Raw genomic sequence first — 19,093 nt, 5'->3', positions numbered from 1 at the left:
TGCCCTCTCGAACACCGATGGCGGAGGATCGCCCTCGGCAATGCGTAAATATCAAAAACTGGAGGCTGCAATGCTGAAATCCTTTAACAAGACGCTTCTGGGTGCGGCCTTGATCGGCGCATCCCTTGCGCCGCACGCTTTCGCCGAAACGACGCTGAACGCGCTTTTCATGGCGCAGGCCGCCTATAGCGAGGCCGATGTACGCGCCATGACCGACGCTTTCGCCAAGGCGAACCCCGATATCAAGGTCAATCTCGAATTCGTTCCTTATGAAGGCCTGCACGACAAGACGGTGCTGGCGCAAGGCTCCGGCGGCGGTTATGACGTCGTCCTCTTCGACGTCATCTGGCCGGCCGAATACGCCACCAACAAGGTGCTGGTCGACGTCTCCTCGCGCGTCACCGACGAGATGAAGAAGGGCGTGCTGCCGGGTGCCTGGACCACCGTGCAATATGACGGCAAACATTACGGCATGCCGTGGATTCTCGACACCAAATATCTGTTCTATAACAAGGAAATCCTCGAAAAGGCCGGCATCAAGGCTCCGCCGAAAACCTGGGACGAACTGACCGAGCAGGCAAAAACGATCAAGGACAAGGGCCTGCTCGCGACGCCGATCGCCTGGAGCTGGTCGCAGGCCGAAGCCGCGATCTGCGACTATACCACGCTCGTCAGCGCCTATGGCGGCGATTTCCTGAAGGACGGCAAGCCGGCCTTCCAGACCGGCGGCGGCCTCGATGCTCTGAAATACATGGTTTCCAGCTATTCCTCCGGCCTCACCAATCCGAACTCCAAGGAATTCCTCGAAGAGGACGTCCGCAAGGTCTTCGAAAACGGCGAGGCCGCCTTCGCGCTGAACTGGACCTACATGTACAACATGGCCAACAATCCGAAGGACAGCAAGGTCGCAGGCAAGGTCGGCGTCGTGCCGGCGCCGGGTATTACAGGCAAGAGCGAGGCTTCTGCCGTCAACGGCTCGATGGGTCTCGGCATCACCTCGGCCAGCCAGCATCCTGATGAAGCCTGGAAATACATTACCTTCATGACCTCGCAGACAACGCAGAATGCCTATGCCAAGCTCAGCCTGCCGATCTGGGCGTCCTCCTATGAGGATCCGGCGGTCACCAAGGGCCAGGAAGAGCTGATCTCGGCTGCCAAGGTCGGCCTTGCCGCCATGTATCCGCGCCCGACGACGCCGAAATATCAGGAGCTTTCGACCGCGCTGCAGCAGGCGATCCAGGAAGCGCTGCTTGGCCAGTCCTCGCCAGAGGACGCGCTGAAGTCGGCAGCCGACAATAGCGGCCTCTGAGCAACGCATGAAACCCCGGGCGGCGCCCGCCGTCGCCCGGTCTTCAGAACCTATGAAGAATAAAGGGTCGCCTCGATGTCGAGCACTTGGCTGACAACGCGCGCGTGGCTTTTGATGCTGCCGCTTCTCGTGGTCATGATATCAGTCATCGGCTGGCCTCTGATCGATACCGTCGGCCTCTCCTTCACCGACGCCAAGCTGGTCGGCACCGAAGGCAGCTTCGTCGGCATCGACAATTACGTGAAGATGATCTCCGGTTCGAATTTCCAGCGCACGCTCATCACCACCGCATGGTTCGCGATCGTCTCGGTCGCCGCCGAAATGGTGATCGGCGTGCTCGCCGCCCTGCTGCTGAACCAGCAATTCCGCGGTCGCACCGCGCTTCGCGCCCTGATGATCCTGCCCTGGGCGCTGCCGACCGTCGTCAACGCCACGCTCTGGCGGCTGATCTACAATCCGGAATACGGCGCGCTGAACGCCGCACTCACTCAACTCGGCCTGCTGGAAGCCTACCGTTCCTGGCTCGGCGAACCGGGCACGGCGCTGGCGGCCCTGATCGTCGCCGATTGCTGGAAGAATTTCCCGCTGGTGGCGCTGATCGCGCTGGCCGCCCTCCAGGCCGTGCCGCGCGACATCAACGCCGCCTCGCTGGTCGACGGCGCCGGCGCTTTCGCCCGCTTCCGTTTCGTCATCCTGCCCTATCTCGCCGGCCCGCTGATGGTGGCCCTGGTGCTGCGCACGATCGAAGCCTTCAAGGTGTTCGACATCATCTGGGTCATGACCCGCGGCGGCCCGGCCAACAGCACGCGTACGCTGTCTATCCTCGTTTATCAGGAGGCCTTCTCGTTCCAACGGGCGGGCTCGGGCGCATCGCTGGCATTGATCGTCACGCTGCTGGTGACGCTGCTTGCTGCCGGCTACGCCGCCCTGGTGCGCAAGACCGCGGGGAGTGCAGCGTGATGGAACGCCAGAGTCCACTTTTTTCCGCCTTCATCCACCTCTGCGCGCTGCTGCTTGCCGCCGTCATCCTGGCGCCGATCCTGTGGCTGTTCATCATGAGCATCTCGCCGGCCGCCGACCTTGCGGCCAAGCCGCTGCGCTGGTGGCCGCAGACGGCGGATTTCTCTCGCTACGGCGTGCTGCTCTCGACGCTCGAAAACAGCGCCGGCGCCGCCTTCACCTCGTCGCTGCGAAACAGCATCGAGGTGGCGGGTATGGCGACGATCGCCGCCATCGTGCTGGCCATACCGGCCGGCTGGGCCGTGTCGCGCACGCCTGCTGTGGGATGGTCGCTGTCGATGGTCATCGCCACCTATATGCTGCCGCCGGTGGCGCTCGCCGTGCCGCTTTACATGGGCCTTTCCCATCTCGGCATGCTGAACAACGTCTTCGGTCTCGCCCTCGTCTATCTCACCATCCTTGCGCCCTTCACCACTTGGCTGATGAAGTCGGGCTTCGATTCCATCCCGAGGGAGATCGAATCCGCCGCGATGATCGACGGCGCCGGCCTGTTCCAGACGCTCAGGATCATCACGCTGCCGCTGGCCGCCCCCGTGGTCGCGACGTCCAGCCTCTTTGCCTTCCTGCTTGCCTGGGATGAATTCTTCTATGCGCTGCTCTTCACTTCCGACCAGCGCGCCAAGACGCTGACCGTCGCCATTGCCGATCTCGCCGGCGGCCGCGTTTCCGATTACGGACTGATCGCGACGGCAGGTGTGCTCGCCGCCCTGCCCCCGGTGCTGATCGGTCTCGTCATGCAACGCGCCCTGATTTCGGGGCTCACCAGCGGCGGCGTCAAGGGATGAACATGACAGCAGAAAGAATCCGACCGGCCGGACTTGCGGCAATCGATCGTGAAATGGCGCGCCAGCATGCCGATGCGATCGCCTCCTATGGAGCGGCCCAGCCGATGGCCGTCAGGGCCGCCGCTTCGCTGAAGAAGACCGGCGGACTGCTACTCGTCGGCATGGGCGGCTCGCATGCCGTCAACCGCGCCGTCGAGCCGCTCTACCGGGCGCTCGGCATCGATGCCGTCGCCCTGCCCCTCTCCGAGCAGCTCGGCCAGCCGTTGCCGATTACCGGCAGGACGATCTTCGTCACCTCGCAATCCGGCGAAAGCGCCGAAGTCGTGCGCTGGTTCGGCGAAACCGGGGGCACGGAGGAGACTTTCGGCCTGACACTCGAAGGCAGCTCCTTCCTGGCTAAAACCGCACCATCCCTGGTCGGCGCCGGCGGCACCGAGCTCGCCTTCGCCGCGACCCGCAGCCTGACGGTGACTTTCGCCCTGCATCTGGCAATCCTTTCCGCCCTCGGCGAAGATCCTGACACCGCCCTTGCCGCCCTCAGGGCGCCGGAAGATCATGACATCACCGCCGCGCTCTCGGCGCTGGAAAACGTCGCGACCATTGTCACGTCGGGCCGCCGGCTGCAGGGTATCGCCGAGGCGCTCGCGCTCGGATTGACCGAGCTGTCGCGCCGTCCTTGCTTCTCGCTCGAAGGCGGCCAGCTGCGCCACGGTCCGATGGAGATGCTGGGGCCGGAGATCGGCGTCGTGCTATTCCGCGGCTTGGACGAGACGGCTGGCCTGGTGACGGCAATGGCGACATCCGCCGTCGAGACAGGCGCCCCGGTCATCCTGTTCGACGCCTCGGGCGAAGCGCCCGTCGCCGGCGCGGTGACGATCCGCTTTGCGCCTGCAACCGGTCTTGCCGCGATCTTCGCCATGCTGCCGGTCGCCCAGCGGCTGATGATCGCCTTTGCCGATGCCCGCGTGGAGAATGCCGGAACGCCGGTTCGATCCACCAAAATCACCCGGAGCGAATGAATGCGGCCGCTTGCAGTCATCGGCAACGTCAACGTCGACCTGATCCTTGGACCGACCACCCCCTGGCCGAAGGCCGGGACGGAAATTATCGTCGATCATGACGAGTTGCGCGTCGGCGGAGCCGCCGGCAACAGCGCGCTCGCCTGGCAAGCGCTCGGCGTCGAATTCGAGATCGCTGCCAATATCGGCAGCGACCAGTTCGGCCGCTGGCTGAGCGATGCCTTCGGCCACCGTTCCGAGAGGTGGCCGGTACGTCCTGAGAAAACGACGCTCTCCGTCGGCATCACCCATCCGGACGGCGAGCGCACCTTCTTCACGACGAGGGGCCACCTGCCGCGTTTCAGCCTGGCCGACGTGTTCGCCGTCATCGAGGGCGCAAGACTGCAGGGCGGTTACGCGCTTCTCTGCGGCTCGTTCCTGACCGACGATCTGACAGAAGAATACGGCAAGTTCTTCGACTGGGCCGACAGCCATGGCATCACCGTTGCGCTCGATACCGGCTGGCCGCTCGACGGCTGGACAGACGAGAATTGCGCAGCGACACGCGCCTGGCTTTCCCGCAGCGGTGTCGCGCTGCTGAACGAGGTCGAATCGACGACGCTTGCCGGCATCGCCGATCCGATCGAGGCCGCGCGTCACATCAGGTCGCATATGCCGGCGGGTGCGATCGTCGTCGTCAAACGCGGCCCGGACGGCGCTCTCGCGATCGGGCCGGACGGCAGCTTGGTTTCGGTGGCAGCGCCCGTTGTCGAGGTCGTCGATACGATCGGCGCCGGCGATGTCTTCAACGCCGCCTTCCTTGCCGCGCTCGCAAGCGGTGAGCCGCTGGTTTCCTGCCTGATGGCGGGAACCGGCGTTGCCTCGCGCGCCATCTCCACTCTTCCCCGCAGCTATGGCGGCCCGACATCTCTTCAGGAGCCCTTGCGATGAGCGCGCTCGACATTCAGAACATCCGCAAGGCCTACGGCGACATCGAGACGCTGAAAGGCATCGACATCTCGCTGGAAAGCGGCGAATTCCTGGTGCTGCTCGGCTCCTCCGGCTGCGGCAAATCCACCCTGCTGAACATCATCGCCGGCCTTGCCGAGGCAACGAGCGGCGATGTCAGGATCGGCGGCCGCTCGGTGCTCGGCGTGCATCCGAAGGACCGCGACATCGCCATGGTCTTTCAATCCTACGCGCTCTATCCCAATCTGACGGTGCACCGGAACATCGGCTTCGGCCTGGAAATGCGCAAGGTGGCAGCACCCGAGCGCGACAAGGCCGTGCGCGATGCCGCCAAACTTCTGCAGATCGAAAACCTCCTCGACCGCAAGCCGAGCCAGCTTTCCGGCGGCCAGCGCCAGCGCGTCGCGATCGGCCGGGCGCTGGTGCGCAAGCCGGAGGTCTTCCTCTTCGACGAGCCTCTCTCCAACCTTGATGCCAAACTGCGCATGGAGATGCGCACCGAGATCAAGCGGCTGCATCAGATGCTGAAGACCACGGTCGTCTATGTCACCCATGACCAGATCGAGGCGATGACGCTTGCAAGCCGCATCGCCGTCATGCGCGACGGCCGCATCGAGCAGTTGGGCACGCCGGAGGAGATCTACAACCATCCGGCAACGCTCTATGTCGCGACCTTCGTCGGCGCGCCGCCGATGAACCTGCTGAAGGCGACAGCGCGCGACGGTGGCCTGGCGCTTTCAGGCTCCGATGCGATCCTGCCGCTGCCCACCCGTTTCCGCCAGGCGGCCGGCAATGGCCGCGACCTTATCCTCGGCATCCGTCCCGAGGCGCTTCGCACGGACGGCGCCGGCCCGTCGATCGAGGCAACCCTTGAGGTCGCAGAGCTGACCGGCCCGGAACTCGTCGTCACCGCCCTTGCCGGAAATCAGCGCCTGATGGCCTGCCTGCCGCCACGTACGCCGATCCGCGACAACGAAAAGCTCACCCTCTTTTTCGACGAGGAAGCAATGCATCTCTTCGACCCGCAAACCGGCCTCAGCTGCGGCCGTTAGCGACGGAACGGCAATCCCCCGTCGGCTGTTCAATTCGCCGCGTCAGTAGGCTTACGCTGGTAGACGTGAATATAGTCGACGAGCAGAATGGAAGGATTCGGCGTTTCATCGATCGGCCAACCCGAGCCGAGTGCCAGGTTCACCAGCGGATAGAACGGCATGTGGAATTCCTTCGGCGTGTCGAAGCTCCAGATGAACTGACGGTCGAAGTAGAAGCTCGTTTTGTCGGCCTGGATATCGACGCCGTAGGTGTGATAATCGCTGTTCAAAATTCCGTCCTGGACCTTTTGCCAATGGCCGCCGGTGCTGTTCTGGCCGCCCTGGCTCTGACGCCAGATATGAAAGCCCATGCTGAATTCGTAGGGCGCGCGTCCATAATATTCGAGGACGTCGATCTCGGCGGTGTATTTCGACCGGTCGAGTCCGATGAGCCAAAAGGCCGGCCAAACGCCCTTGCCCGGCGGCAGCTTCATCCTTGCTTCGAAATAGCCGAACTGCTGCGAGAACCCTTCGCCTTTGGGGTTCACTGACGACAACAGGCCCGAGCGCCAGGTTCCATCGGCCTCCTTACGCGCTTCGATCTTCAGAATTCCCTGATCGGTAGTAAACGGAAAGCCGGGGGCGGGATCTGTGAAGCGGGCGTCACCGAAATCGCCGTTCCACGGCGTATGGGCGATCCAGCGGGAGCTTCTCTCCCCCCAGGCCGAGACGTCGAGACTGTCGAAACTCTCCTCGAACGTTAGCTGGTACGCATTGATATTGAGTGGTTCCTGAGCCACGCTGGGCTGGCCGGGCAACGCCCCCAGACCGATAACGATCAGCAAACCCAAAGCCTTAGAAGATATCCCGTAACGCATTCTGCTCCTCCGAAAACGCCAAATCAATCGTTGGACTACACTTGTCTCGATCATGAAATGAGAACTCCGTTTCGTCGCGGCATGAGCCTTTGGACGACGATGGTCTCGATGCCGTCGGGCCTTCCGACAATTTGCCACACGAGCAGCGCAAAGACCCAGAAGATCGCCACTGCCGCCCCGCCGCAGAGCGCCAGGCTGACGATCAGGTTAAGGCCGGCAGGCATGGCGACAAGCATCGGCTCCATCCACAGCAGGAAAGCGATCATCGGCAAGCTCGCGGCCAGAGGCCGTAAAAAGGCATTCAACTGAGCGGCAAATGTTGCGCCGATCAGCCGCCGCGTGATGATCAGCGATGCGGCATAGGCGACAAGCACCGCCACGATCCGCGCGCCCAGTGCTCCTGCTACCTGAAAATAGGCAATGCCCAGGATGGTGACCGGAACCCTGACGGCGAACTCGGCAAACATCCTGAGGGCGACATAACGGGTATTGTTCATGACCATCGCCAATGGCGGCATCATGTTCGCGGGCAGACCGAGCAGGCTGACAAGGCACAGCCATTGCAGGATCGGCGCGGATGATGCCCATTTCTCGCCGACGAGGATCCGCACGGTCGGCTCGGCGAGAAGGGCGAGCGCGATGAGAATGGGCGCCGCGACGAAGGTGATCGCGTTCGTCGCCTTCAAATAGGCGACGACCAGATTGCGGCGGTCTTCGACAGTGGAGAATGCCGCCATCAGCGGACGCAGCAACGGTCCGACGAAGGTCTGGTATGGAATACCCGCGATATTGTCGGCGACGCTGAAGGCGCCGAAGGTTGACAGGCCCGTAAAACGGGGTAGAAGCAGCCGGTCCAGCTGCCAGTTGATCGAATTCAGCACCTGCGAGACGGTGTTCCAGCTGATCATGTCCTGAAAATGCTTCCATTCGGAGAGGCTGAACGTCGGTCGCATCGGCGCGAAGACATAGGACGTGATCATCGCCGCGGTCGGGCCGGCGACCGCTCCGATCGCCAGCCCCCAATAGCTGCCTGTTGCCACAGCTACACCCACCCCAAACAGCAATGTCGATCCCTTGGCGATGAGATCGAGAGCGAACTCGCGCTTGAAATCGAACCGCTGCATGAAAAGAACCATGCGCGGACTGACGATGCTGCGCATGGCGGGCGCAATCGACAGAACGGCGACAAGGGCGAAAAGCCGGGAATCGCCGTAGATCAGCGCCATCGGCCAGGAAATGATCATCATCAGCAGGCTGATGGCGAGCCCCCTCAGCAGGCTAAGCGTGAAGGCCGTGGCGAACATCTCGTTCGAAGGCGATGGCTGGCGCATCAGGGCCTGCGTCAACGGCAGGTCCAGAATCGCCTCGACGATGACCAGCACCGAGGTCGCGATGGCGACCAGGCCGAAATCCGCCGGACTCAAAAGCCTTGCCAGAACAAGGAGACTGACGAAATCGAGCATCCGCGCGAAGAATTTTCCGCTGATGGTCCAGATGCTCGCCGTCGCTGTCCTCTGAGATACGCTTGACATGGTCTGTTTATCTATTCCTCGTCGAGGGTTTGAGACGGTTTCGGTCGCGGCGGCAGGGCAGGCAGCTCCGTTCCTTGCCCTCAGCCCGGCCGTCTTCTGAAGACGTCGGCCGATCGGTCGCCATGGGTGGATAGCTGTTGCTCGATGAGACTGGACAGACGATCGCGGAACACGGTGGAAGAGAATTTCAGCGCGTGCGCGCGGATGGCATGCGGATCGATATCGTCCTCCACCTCTTCGAACGCCGCCATCGTTTCCAACAAAGCTTCCGTGGTCTGCTCAGCGAAACGAAATCCGACCTTCGGCGAGGACACGGTTTCTCTGGCGCCGCCGGCATCGAAAGCCAGAACCGGCCGCCCTGATGCCATGGCCTCAACCGGAAGGATGCCGAAATCCTCCGTGCCCGGAAACAACAGGGCGCGGCATCGTGACAGATGGTCGCGCAGAACGTTGAAGGGCTGATGGCCGAGGAACTGGACGGTCGGTCCGGCGATCGACTTCAGATAGGCCAGTTGTTCTCCCTCGCCGATCACGACCAGTTTCCTGCCGGCCTCGGTGCAGGCGCGAACGGCGATATCGGGCCGCTTGTAGGTGGTCAGCTGTCCCGCATAGAGATAGAATTCGCCTTTCCCCTTCCCCACCGCAAAATCGTCGGTCGCAACCGGCGGATGGATGACGATGGAGTCCCGGTCGTAGAAGCGGCGGATGCGGCTTGCGACATAATCGGAATTGGCAACGAACACGTCGACCCGCGAGGAGGTCGTCACGTCCCAGGCGCGCAGCATGGGTGCGGTGATCGACATCAAGGCGCGACCGACCCAGGGCAGGCCATGGCGGTAGACATGGAACTGATCCCAGATGTAGCGCATCGGCGAATGGCAATAGCAGACATGCAGGGCGTCGGCGCGCGTGATGATGCCCTTGGCGGGTCCAGATTCGCTCGACAGCACGAGATCGTAATCCTGCAGATCGAACTGCTCGAGCGCGAAAGGCATCAGCGGCAACATCTTGGTATAATGCCGCTTTGCACCGGGGATCTTCTGCAGGAAGGATGTGCGGATGTTCCGCGTCTTCAGAAAATCGCTAATGCGATCGCGGTTGCAGACGAGGGTGAAGATGTCGGCCTGCGGAAACATGCGGCACAGCTCTTCGACGACCTTCTCGCCGCCGCGCATCGAAACGAGCCAATAATGCACGATGGCGACACGAAGCTGCTTGGTTTCGCCCGAGCTTCCGGCATCAGTGACACGTCTTTTCGCCATCACGGGCGCATCGCCGAGAAATGCCCTCGCATCGGGAAGAGAGGTTGTTGCTTTCAGGGTCAACTGAATACTCCTTGTATCGCCACACCGTCCGTCAGCTCGGGAACCACATTTGCCGAAATCAGACCGTGATATTCGGCAAGAAGCGCGTCGCGCCATTCCTCGTGGGTCGAGGCGAGATCCGGCGACAGCCGGAAAGCCCGTTCGCTCATGGCGCGGACCTCATGCCTCGGCATTTGGCTAAATCGCGTCAAAGTATCGGCAAAGGCGCTTTCGTCGGCCGTATCGCAGGCGATCGCCATGCCGGCTCTTTGCATTTCTTCGGCAAGAAAGGCGCTGCGCGACATGATGACCGGCAGACCGCTTCTGGCCGCTTCGATAGCGACGAGGCCGAACGGCTCGGGATAGCGAGACGGCATCAACAGTGCACGCGCCTTGCGGATGGTCGGGCCGATCTCCGCATGCGACTGCCAGCCGACGGCCCTGATATGATCTCCCGAAGCCGCGACCAGCGGCATCAGCGGCCCGTCTCCGATCACGCAGAGCTTGACGCCGGCCTTGCGCGTGGCGGCCACGGCGTCCTCTATGCCCTTCTCCTCGTCCAGCCGTCCGATGAAGACGAACTCCTCGTTGGCCTCCGCCTCGATGCGTTTGATGGAGAGCGGAGCGACGGGATTGCGGATCGTCGTCAGTCGTTCGGGCCGATATCCGGCGCTGACGAGGAAGCTTGCCATCTTCTCGTGCAGCAGGATGATTCGGCCGAAATCGGCCTGATCCTTCAGCCGCCGAAGAATATTGGAACCGCGGGCAACCCGCCACAATTTGTGCGAATAACTTCTCTTGTCGCAGGCCGTCGCAATACAGCTTCCGCCGAGCGGACGTCGAAGGCAGATTTCCTGCGCCTGATAGTCGAAGAAGGCGCCGTTGGGGCAGGCGGTGAAGAAATCATGCGCGTGCACCACACATCGTCTGGCGACCGGCATCAACGCCCTGAAAATTGCCGGGGACAGGATCTGGTGCCAGCCATGCACATGGTAGACGGTGTTGGCGGTGTCGTTTGCGGCAATCCAGTTCGCGACCATGCGGACGGCGGCGCCATTGTGAATGCCGGTCACGAAAGCCTTCGCACGCTCGGCACTGAGGAGGTCGCGGCTATTCAGCCCGACCATTAAGACACCGAGTGCGATGAGCTCCGCATTGGCGGCGTCATCCCCGCAAATATAGGTCACAGGGATGTCGAGGCCCCGAAAAAGCTTGGCGGACAGCACCGCCAGCGCCGTCGCACCGCCTCTGGCCACCGAATAGTCGTCGATGATGACCACGCGATCGATCTTTGTGGTGCCGGGGCCGGGAAAGCGGCCGACGTTTGCGGCGGATCGAAGGGCCTCGGGAAGCGACGGGCGCATCACTTCACCGAAACCGCGCCGTTGGCGCAGGCCTCCAGCGCCTTGCGGTTGAGGATGCGGATCCTGCCCTGGCCCCCGTCGATGATCTTGCCTTCCCGCAGGCGCCGCAGGCATTGATTGACCTTCTCGCGGGACGCGGGCAGCGTCGCGGCCAGATCATTTTGCGAGATGATCAGCTCGTCGCCGCTGTTTGCCGCATCTTTTCCATAAACAGTCGAGAGCCGCAGCAGCGTGCTGGCCAGCCTCGATTGCAAGCTCGACGCCGCATTCGCAATGATCCGAAGTTCAAGCTCTGAAATACGCGCCAGCGCCCTGGAGAAGACCTTTTCGCGAAAGCAGGGATCGCTGGCGTACATGTCGCGCAGCAGCCGGCCTTCGAAGAAATGCAGCTCGCAGGCGGACCCGGCGCGGTATTCGAGACTCAATGTCTGCCTGCGCAGAACCTCGAGCTCGCCGATGAGGCCGGATTTCGGAACGATCTCGACGATGAATTCCCTGCCGTCGGGCAGCATCGTGCTTGCGCTGACCACCCCCGAATGGACGCGCGCGAACGTATCGACGAGGACGCCGGCCCCGGCGATGATCTCGCCGCGCCGGAAACGCCGGACGCTCGACCGGCAGGAAAGGAATTCGTCGTCGATGACGATGCGGCTGTTCAGATGAACGCCGCCGTTAGCCGATATCGCCGCCTTGCCGATGCCGGCCCTGCGATCTGATGCGTGTGTCGCCCCATCCATGCGCATAACTCCACTCGATAACCATAGGCAATGCTGCACTGCATCATTTATATTGTCTTAATATGAGAGTCAAATAACATCACGGGGATATGACGTAAAGATAAAGTATATACTTAGCTTCAAAACAAAATATACACCATAAAAGGAACTCAAAATCTCGATGAAGCCAAAAAACCGCCACGCGATCGAAGATGACTGCCTATTAAAATGCCTTACTGAATAAAAAGAGGCAATAATCGAAATGATGATATCAAAACTGATAAATAACTGTCAGCGGATAATCACCACGAATTAGATTAGATTGTCGCTTGAAATGAAAAGAAGGCCATCAAGGTATAATCCGAATTCTCGAATGCCCGTTAGTAGCATAAAGAATTTATTAAGGATTATGACCTTGGTAACAGACAACCAGAGTGCGGCGCAGCAAACTTTGAACGGTTCTTAATCGGAATGTTTTGGAGACCACCGATGACATGGGAAGCACATAGTTTCGAGGCTTGGTCGCGTGTCGGACGGTCCGCGAAAGGCGGCGATCTCCATTCCTCCCGGCCCCGTGCGGCAGGCAGATCGTCGAAGCGCGCGCTAGACCTGCTCATCGCAGTCACGGCCCTGATCCTGCTTTCCCCGCTTCTGTTGATCGTCGCAATGATCGTGAAGATAAGCGACCGCGGCCCGGTCTTCTATTCCCATACGCGCATCGGCGTCGGCGGAACGCCGTTCGGATGCCTCAAGTTTCGCACGATGAAGACCGACGCGAGTGCTCAGCTTGCCGAATTGCTGCAAAACAACCCGGCTGCGCGAAGCGAATGGGAAGAGACACGCAAGCTGAAGGACGATCCGAGGATCACGGCCGTCGGTGATATCCTCAGGCGTTCGAGCATCGACGAGCTTCCCCAACTGATCAATATCGTGCGTGGCGACATGAGCCTTGTTGGCCCCCGGCCGATCACGGCCGAGGAATTGCCGCGCTACGGCGAGCATATATGGGCCTACATGGCCGTCCGCCCGGGCCTGACCGGTCACTGGCAGACCAGCGGGCGCAATGATGTCAGTTACGAGTACCGGGTTTCCCTCGACGTTCACTATCTCAACAACTGGTCGCTCGGCAGGGACTTCGTCATCATTGCCAAGACCATTCCCGCTCTGTTTTCGCAGCGCGGCTCGTATTGAGCATTCATGGAGAGAGCCGCCGATCATGCCTGGAATCGGAAGACACGCTACTCCCCCGTCCCTCCAAGCTGCCACTACTGGCTACTCCGTGATCTCGCTATTTTGGATTAGGACGACATGACCTCAAGCACGATCTTCAGCGGTGTTTCTCCGATATCTCTGCCTACCGCAGCCACTGGCGGGAATTCGCCGCTCACCTTGCGGGATATGCTCTTCTTTCTCAGAATGCGCTGGCTGTGGATTGCGGCGACGACTTTCGCTTTCCTCGTAATGGCAGGGAGCTACGTGCTGACCGCCGAACCGACGTTCGTTGCCAACACGCAACTTGTGATCGTCCCCCAGGTCAGCGGCTCCGAAGCACAGAGGTCTTTTGCGGAAGACGCGTTCATCGAGGGACAGTTGGAGATCGCCAAATCCAGCGATGTCGTCGGTGGAACGGTAAGGGCACTTGGTCTCGATACCGATCCTGATTTTGTCGATCAGACGCCTTCGCTGCAGGATAGGGCAAAGAACTGGTTGATGGGGGTTTCTTCCGAGCCGGATACGGCATTGCAGGAAGCGGCAGGCGCAGGACCGCGTGACGCACAGCCGCAACAGCAGATCGAGGACGGGCGGATCCATAATCGGGCGATCGCCAGGCTGCTGAACATGATGGGAGTACGCCGGATCGGGAGTTCGACGATCATCGAGATATCGGCTGCAGCATCGACCCCGCAGAAGGCCGTCGACATCGCCGACACGCTCGCCAGGCAATATATCCAGAAGAATATCGCGATGAAGGCCAATGCGTCCCGGCAATACAGCGACTGGCTGTCAAGATTCGTAAGCGAGCAGCAGCGTGGACTGGCCGAAGCTGCCAGTGCCCTGGCCAGCTTCACGAGCAATCCGCGCGATCAGTTCAAGCTTGCGGAGCTGCAGAGCGCGACTGACGCCCGCCGCACCCTCTATGAAAATACCTTGAACCAGTTGACCGAAGCCAAGCAGCGCATCACCTACCCGGTGTCGGATGCCACGATCGTCTCCCGGGCCACCCTGCCTCTTTCGAAAGCCAGACCACGCGGCACGCTCATCATCGCCTTTGCGGCGGCGGTTGGTCTTGGCGTCGGCTTCGCACTCGCCATGATAAGGCACGCCGGCGATCGCCGGATCGTCCGGCCCCATCAGATCGCGGAAGCCGGCGGGCTGCCCTTTGTCACTTTGCTGGCGTCATCAAGGACCCGCAATGGTCACTCTGCGCGTTTCCTCGCCGCCGGTACCGGCAGCAGCGGCACCGCAGCCGCCTATCCTGTTATTTCAGGCATGGCGGAGCTGAGCGCGACGGTCGTTGGTCTTCGGCGCAAACGCCGGGTCGTCATTGGAATCGTCGCCGTCAATCCCGGCAGCGGGGCATCGACCATAGCATGCGAACTTGCGGTACTCTCGTCGATATCGGGAGCGCAGACGCTACTGATCGATGCGGCTGCGCAGAAATCGTCGCTCAGCAAATCGATCGCGCCCCATAGTTCCACAGGCCTCGTCGATGTTCTCGACAATGGCGAGCTGATCCGTACGGCGGCATTGCCCCTCACCCCGACGCTGAAATTCCTACCCCTCGGCAAAGTCGAAGCGGTGACGCCGGCCATTCGCCTCAGTTCCCGCCGCACGCAGTTGAGCTTCGCCGACCTGAAAAAGGAGTTCGACGCCATATTCGTCGACATTTCCGCATTCTCTGCTTCGCCGGATGCCAATGCGATCGCTCCGGAACTGGATGGTGTCCTCGTGGTCACCTCGCACGGACACACCTCGATCGACGATACCATGCACGTCATCGACACCCTGCGGAATGTCGGCGCGGAGATCCTCGGCGCGATCATCAACCATGCACCGAAAAGATTACAGTCATGACTTCACCTTCGGCAGAGGCAACTAGGCAGGACAGCCCGATCGGACCGGCGCCTATGCCTTGTGGCGCTGAAGCCATGGCGGGCCGCGCGCACCACCCATTGCGAATGGCCGTGGGGATTGCTTCGGCAGGCCGCCCCTCGATACTGCGGGAGACCGTCGATTATCTCACCGCCCTGCCGGACCAGGCCGAGCGGCTGATCGTCTGCGTGCCGGTGATCGACGATGCCGCCGGGCTCGCCGACCGCCTCGATGTGGAAGTCATCGTCGGCAGCCGTGGCCTGACCTCCCAGCGCAACAGGATCATCCAGGCCGCTGCGGCCGATACGGATATTCTGATCTTCCTGGATGACGACTTCATTCCCGCCACGACCTTCCTGTCGCGGATGGCGGCTGTCTTTGCGGCAAACCCCGACGTGGCGATCGCTACCGGCGAGGTCCTGGCCGATGGCGTTCTCGAGGGCGGCCTCGGCATGCCAAAGGCCCTGCAGGTTCTTGAAACAGCCGGTGAAGGGGCTGAGCAGGTGACGGAGGTCTATAACGCCTACGGATGCAACATGGCGATTCGCCTTTCACCCGTTCTCCAGCACGCGCTGGCCTTCGATGAACAGCTACCGCTCTACGGCTGGCTCGAGGATGTCGATTTCAGCCGGTCCCTCGCCCGCTACGGCAGGTCCGTGCGTGTCGAAGGCGCTCGCGGCGTCCATCTCGGCGTCAGATCCGGGCGTCAGCCCGGCCGAAGACTCGGCTATTCGCAGGTTGCCAATCCTGTCTACCTGATCCGGAAGGGCACGATGTCGAAGGGCCGTGCTGTCGCACAGATCGGCCGCAACATCCTGGCGAATACGCGGGGTCTATTATTCAATGACCGCCTGATCGACCGATGGGGACGCTTGAACGGCAATTTGCTGGCGCTATCCGATCTTCTTGTCGGCCGCGTCTCTCCGGCCCGCATCCTGGAATTCGGCAATCCCGCGCCGCGCGAAATGCCTTCGCCGTCGATCGCAACGAAACGGAGATAGCAGACAATGCAGCGTACATCCTTGTCCGGTCGCCTCATCTCCGTCGCCCTTGCCTTGCTGGTATTTTCCTGCGTGAGCGGCTGGAGCGTCGCCCGTGCGGAAAACTATACCCTCGTGCCGGAAGATCAGGTGAGACTGCGTGTCGTCGAATGGCGATCGTCGGATTCCCGGTATGCCAGCTGGGAAGCCCTCGGCGGAACATATACAGTCGACGATGCCGGTAATCTGGCGATTCCGATCGCCGGCCAGGTGCAGGCGATCGGCAAGACGACGGAGCAGGTTTCCGATGCGATCGCCACTGCGCTCTCCGAAAAGGCCGAACTGCCGGGAAAGCCGTTCATCGCCGTGGAAATTGCCCAGCATGCGCCGATCTTCGTAACCGGGACCGTGCAGACCCCCGGGCGCTATGCTTTTGAGGCCGATATGACGGTCATGAAGGCCGTCAGCATCGCCGGCGGCTTCCTTCGGGAGCGCGAAGAGAATACTGTCTTCGAGCGCGACCGGATCCAGGCCGCCGGCGCCTACCGAACCGCCATTCTCAACCGGCGCGATCTTCTGATGCGCCAGGCGCGGTTGCGCGCCGAGATCGCCGGCGAACAGAGTTTCGAGATCCCTGCCGAACTCGCCGGAACACCCGATGTGGACAAGCTGAAGGCGCAGGAATTGAACCTGATGCGGCTGCGACGCGTCGATATCGAAAGCCAGATCGAAGCGGCGAGCGACCTCGCCCGTCTCTACGGTCAGCAGGTCCAATCGCTCGAGGCCAAGATCAATTCGCAAAAGCGGCAGATCGACCTTGCGCAAAAGGAACTGGATAATGTCAACAGCCTGGTGAGCAAGGGTCTGGTCAGCAATTCCCGGCAGATCACGGTCGACCGCGGCGTTGCGGATGCACAAGGCACCCTGATCGATCTCGAGGTCGCCCTGACCACGGCTCGCCAGGGGCTCAGCGAAGCCGATCGCTCGAAGATCAATATCGTCAACCGGCAGAACAGCGAAAACCAGGAGCTCCTCAACCAGGTCAATCTCGCGATCGGCAGGGCGGCAATCGACATTCAAGTGGCTCAGCTTCTGGGCGAACAGGCGGGCTACAGCGCGCAACTCGCCCAGATGAATACGGACACGCCGGGTCTTGGCAGGGCGCAAAAGAACTACAGGATCGTGCGTCGCAACGACGATGGCACTTATCGCGACATCGAGGCGGACGAGACGACCACCTTGCGGCCACATGATGTCGTCGAAATCGGCATCGACACGGATCTCCAGACGCCGTCGCTGCAGCTGCAGCTGCAGTCCGCGCCACAGCAGCAAAGCTCGGCAGTCCCGCTGTCTGATGTAGCAGGCGACAATCAGGCGGCTCCCGGCTGGATATCCCAGACGGGATCGAATTAGGGGGCGGTCGTGACCATTAACGACAGCTGGCGGCTTTCGCGTCGGGCATTGCGTCGGAAGGCGGATGCCGGTTTTCGGCAAACCCGATGCCTCCCCCGCTCCGTCCGGATCGGGATCTGAAGCATGTCGATAGAACCGATCGGCTTCATCGTTCTGCTGCTTGGCCTGCTCAGCATGGTCAACGGCGCGCGTTTTGCGATCACGACTCTTTGCCTGTCGACGCTGCTCGGAGCCGCAGCAGCTCTGCAATTGCCCGCGCTCGGCGGCAGCAGCATCCAGCCAAGCCATCTTCTCGTGCTTTTTCTCGTGGTAGCCGCCCTGCTGCGCCCGGCTCAAACACAGGCGACGCTCGCCAGCATGGCCTATCCGGGTCCCGGTTTCTGGTTTGCCGCCTACGTTCTGTTTTCCGTGGCATCATCTTTCTTTTTGCCGCGCATCTTTGCAGGCGCGACCCTCGTCTACTCCTCTGCACGAGACGCCACGGGCATGATGTCGACGGTGGCCGCTCCGCTGTCGCCGGGTTCGTCCAATCTCAGCCAGTCTGTCTATCTGCTCGGCGACCTCGCCTGCTTTGCCGTCGTCTCGGGGCTTGCCAGGCTCGGCTATGCCCGTTTCATCGCACTGCAGTTAATCGTCGCCTCGATCGCATGTTTTACCCTGGCATTGATTGATATCGGAACATTCCTGACCGACCAGTCCTACCTGCTCGATGTCATCAGAAACGCCAACTATACGATGCATACGGCCGAGACGATCAGCGGCTTCAAACGCATCGTCGGCCCGTTCCCCGAAGCAAGCACTTATGGCGCAGTCGCATTAGCCTATTTTTCCTTCACGCTTCTGCTCTGGCTGGAGCGCGTCCAAAGCCGTATGGCAGGACTTGCAACGCTTTTCATCGGCCCGACGATCGTCCTCTGCACATCGACAACCGCTTATATTGCCGGCATTTTCGTTGTCTGCATGTTCGTTCTGTTTTGCCTGAAACGACTGATTAGCAGCCCCGCCAAGACCCCGCATGTGACTTTCCTGGTGATAACGCTGTTCTTGATTCCCTGCGCCATCGTCGCACTCAGCCTTGTCCCCGATGCGTGGAATTCCATCGCCGGCCTGATGAGCACCACCTTGTCGGACAAGCTCCAATCGCAATCCGGTGAAGAGCGCACCGCCTGGAATACACTTGCATTGATCGCATTCGTCGATACCGCCACCTTCGGCGCTGGGCTCGGCACGGTTCGGGCCTCGAGTTTTATCGCTGCGTTGCTCTCCAATGTCGGATTGACCGGCACTCTTCTCTTCGCCGCCTTCCTGTACAGCCTTGCAAGGGCCTCCGGCCGGCACATGTCAGGCGATCGGGAGACGCATGCAATCGGAAACGCTGCGGTTATGGCATCCATCGCGCAGGTCGCCTCCGCGGCGATATCGGGGAGCGGCACGGATCTCGGCTTGCTGTTCAGCACAACGGCAGGTCTGGCGGCCGGCTGCCTGGCAACCAATACCTCTCCCCGGCGCGCGACCCGATCGCTCACTAATCGAACCCCGCTGGAGACATCGACATCTCTGATGAGAGCGCCGATGTTTTCAACACGATGACGCCCGCTTTGGAACTCCGCCACGGCGCGGGATGGCAATCTCGTCGAGCCATCGGTGTGCCCGCATTGGGCCGAAGCCGGCCTGCCGCACCGCATCTTTCCAGAATCGCCT

General features: G+C 61.4%; 16 protein-coding genes. 11 read left to right on the top strand and 5 right to left on the bottom strand.

Features of this window, described 5'->3' with window-relative positions:
• The first annotated feature begins 70 nt into the window (after window positions 1-70).
• The 6 genes from V8P77_RS00520 to V8P77_RS00495 all read left to right on the top strand — a co-directional run bounded on the left by V8P77_RS00520 (window position 71) and on the right by V8P77_RS00495 (window position 6,133).
• Window positions 71-1,309, top strand: coding sequence for an extracellular solute-binding protein (locus V8P77_RS00520; RefSeq protein WP_335910176.1), 1,239 nt, complete (start codon window positions 71-73; stop codon window positions 1,307-1,309).
• A 75-nt stretch (window positions 1,310-1,384) separates the two neighbouring features.
• The gene (locus V8P77_RS00515) at window positions 1,385-2,269 is read left to right on the top strand and encodes a carbohydrate ABC transporter permease (protein ID WP_335910175.1); all 885 of its coding nucleotides are present in this window, start codon (window positions 1,385-1,387) and stop codon (window positions 2,267-2,269) included.
• Window positions 2,269-3,114 carry a carbohydrate ABC transporter permease gene (locus V8P77_RS00510; protein WP_131630057.1) on the top strand — a complete coding sequence of 282 codons (846 nt, stop codon included), beginning with the start codon at window positions 2,269-2,271 and terminating at the stop codon, window positions 3,112-3,114. Before V8P77_RS00515 ends, V8P77_RS00510 begins: the two co-directional genes overlap by 1 nt.
• Entirely contained in the window at window positions 3,111-4,133 is a 1,023-nt protein-coding gene (locus V8P77_RS00505) for an SIS domain-containing protein (protein ID WP_335910173.1), read from the top strand. The genes V8P77_RS00510 and V8P77_RS00505 overlap by 4 nt, the downstream gene beginning before the upstream one ends.
• Window positions 4,134-5,063: a PfkB family carbohydrate kinase gene (locus tag V8P77_RS00500; RefSeq protein ID WP_335910172.1), complete on the top strand. Its 930-nt coding sequence runs from the start codon at window positions 4,134-4,136 to the stop codon at window positions 5,061-5,063.
• Window positions 5,060-6,133 (top strand): ABC transporter ATP-binding protein, encoded by a 1,074-nt coding sequence (locus V8P77_RS00495; protein WP_335910171.1) that lies wholly within the window; start codon window positions 5,060-5,062, stop codon window positions 6,131-6,133. Before V8P77_RS00500 ends, V8P77_RS00495 begins: the two co-directional genes overlap by 4 nt.
• A gap of 29 nt (window positions 6,134-6,162) precedes the next feature.
• Here the strand turns inward: V8P77_RS00495 and V8P77_RS00490 are convergent, their stop codons facing one another.
• From V8P77_RS00490 to V8P77_RS00470, 5 genes are all read right to left on the bottom strand, one after another.
• Window positions 6,163-6,990, bottom strand: coding sequence for a glycoside hydrolase family 16 protein (locus V8P77_RS00490; RefSeq protein WP_335910170.1), 828 nt, complete (start codon window positions 6,988-6,990; stop codon window positions 6,163-6,165).
• Between the two features lie 50 nt (window positions 6,991-7,040).
• A complete protein-coding gene (locus V8P77_RS00485; protein ID WP_335910169.1) occupies window positions 7,041-8,522 on the bottom strand; it encodes a lipopolysaccharide biosynthesis protein in 1,482 nt (493 codons plus the stop codon).
• 80 nt (window positions 8,523-8,602) lie between these two features.
• On the bottom strand, window positions 8,603-9,847 hold the full coding sequence (locus tag V8P77_RS00480) for a glycosyltransferase family 4 protein (protein WP_335910168.1): 1,245 nt from the start codon (window positions 9,845-9,847) through the stop codon (window positions 8,603-8,605).
• The gene (locus V8P77_RS00475) at window positions 9,844-11,193 is read right to left on the bottom strand and encodes a glycosyltransferase family 4 protein (protein WP_335910166.1); all 1,350 of its coding nucleotides are present in this window, start codon (window positions 11,191-11,193) and stop codon (window positions 9,844-9,846) included. Before V8P77_RS00475 ends, V8P77_RS00480 begins: the two co-directional genes overlap by 4 nt.
• Window positions 11,190-11,927, bottom strand: a complete 738-nt coding sequence (locus V8P77_RS00470) for a Crp/Fnr family transcriptional regulator (RefSeq protein ID WP_335910164.1) — start codon at window positions 11,925-11,927, stop codon at window positions 11,190-11,192. Before V8P77_RS00470 ends, V8P77_RS00475 begins: the two co-directional genes overlap by 4 nt.
• A gap of 468 nt (window positions 11,928-12,395) precedes the next feature.
• On the opposite strand from V8P77_RS00470, the gene V8P77_RS00465 reads away from it, so the two are divergent.
• The 5 genes from V8P77_RS00465 (at window position 12,396) to V8P77_RS00445 (ending at window position 18,982) form a co-directional block, all read left to right on the top strand.
• Window positions 12,396-13,097, top strand: a complete 702-nt coding sequence (locus tag V8P77_RS00465; protein ID WP_335910162.1) for a sugar transferase — start codon at window positions 12,396-12,398, stop codon at window positions 13,095-13,097.
• Window positions 13,098-13,214: 117 nt separating this feature from the next.
• Window positions 13,215-14,981, top strand: coding sequence for a GumC family protein (locus V8P77_RS00460; protein WP_335910160.1), 1,767 nt, complete (start codon window positions 13,215-13,217; stop codon window positions 14,979-14,981).
• Complete coding sequence (locus V8P77_RS00455) at window positions 14,978-16,000, top strand: glycosyltransferase family 2 protein (protein ID WP_335910159.1); 1,023 nt, start codon at window positions 14,978-14,980, stop codon at window positions 15,998-16,000. Before V8P77_RS00460 ends, V8P77_RS00455 begins: the two co-directional genes overlap by 4 nt.
• 6 nt (window positions 16,001-16,006) lie before the next feature.
• Window positions 16,007-17,392 (top strand): polysaccharide biosynthesis/export family protein, encoded by a 1,386-nt coding sequence (locus V8P77_RS00450; protein WP_335910158.1) that lies wholly within the window; start codon window positions 16,007-16,009, stop codon window positions 17,390-17,392.
• Between the two features lie 123 nt (window positions 17,393-17,515).
• Window positions 17,516-18,982: a hypothetical protein gene (locus V8P77_RS00445; RefSeq protein WP_335910157.1), complete on the top strand. Its 1,467-nt coding sequence runs from the start codon at window positions 17,516-17,518 to the stop codon at window positions 18,980-18,982.
• Window positions 18,983-19,093: the final 111 nt, after the last annotated feature.

Origin of the sequence: Rhizobium aouanii (assembly GCF_037002925.1) — a bacterium.
In the GTDB taxonomy this organism is placed as follows: Bacteria; Pseudomonadota; Alphaproteobacteria; order Rhizobiales; family Rhizobiaceae; genus Rhizobium; species Rhizobium aouanii.
This window is presented reverse-complemented; position numbering and strand designations above follow the sequence as displayed.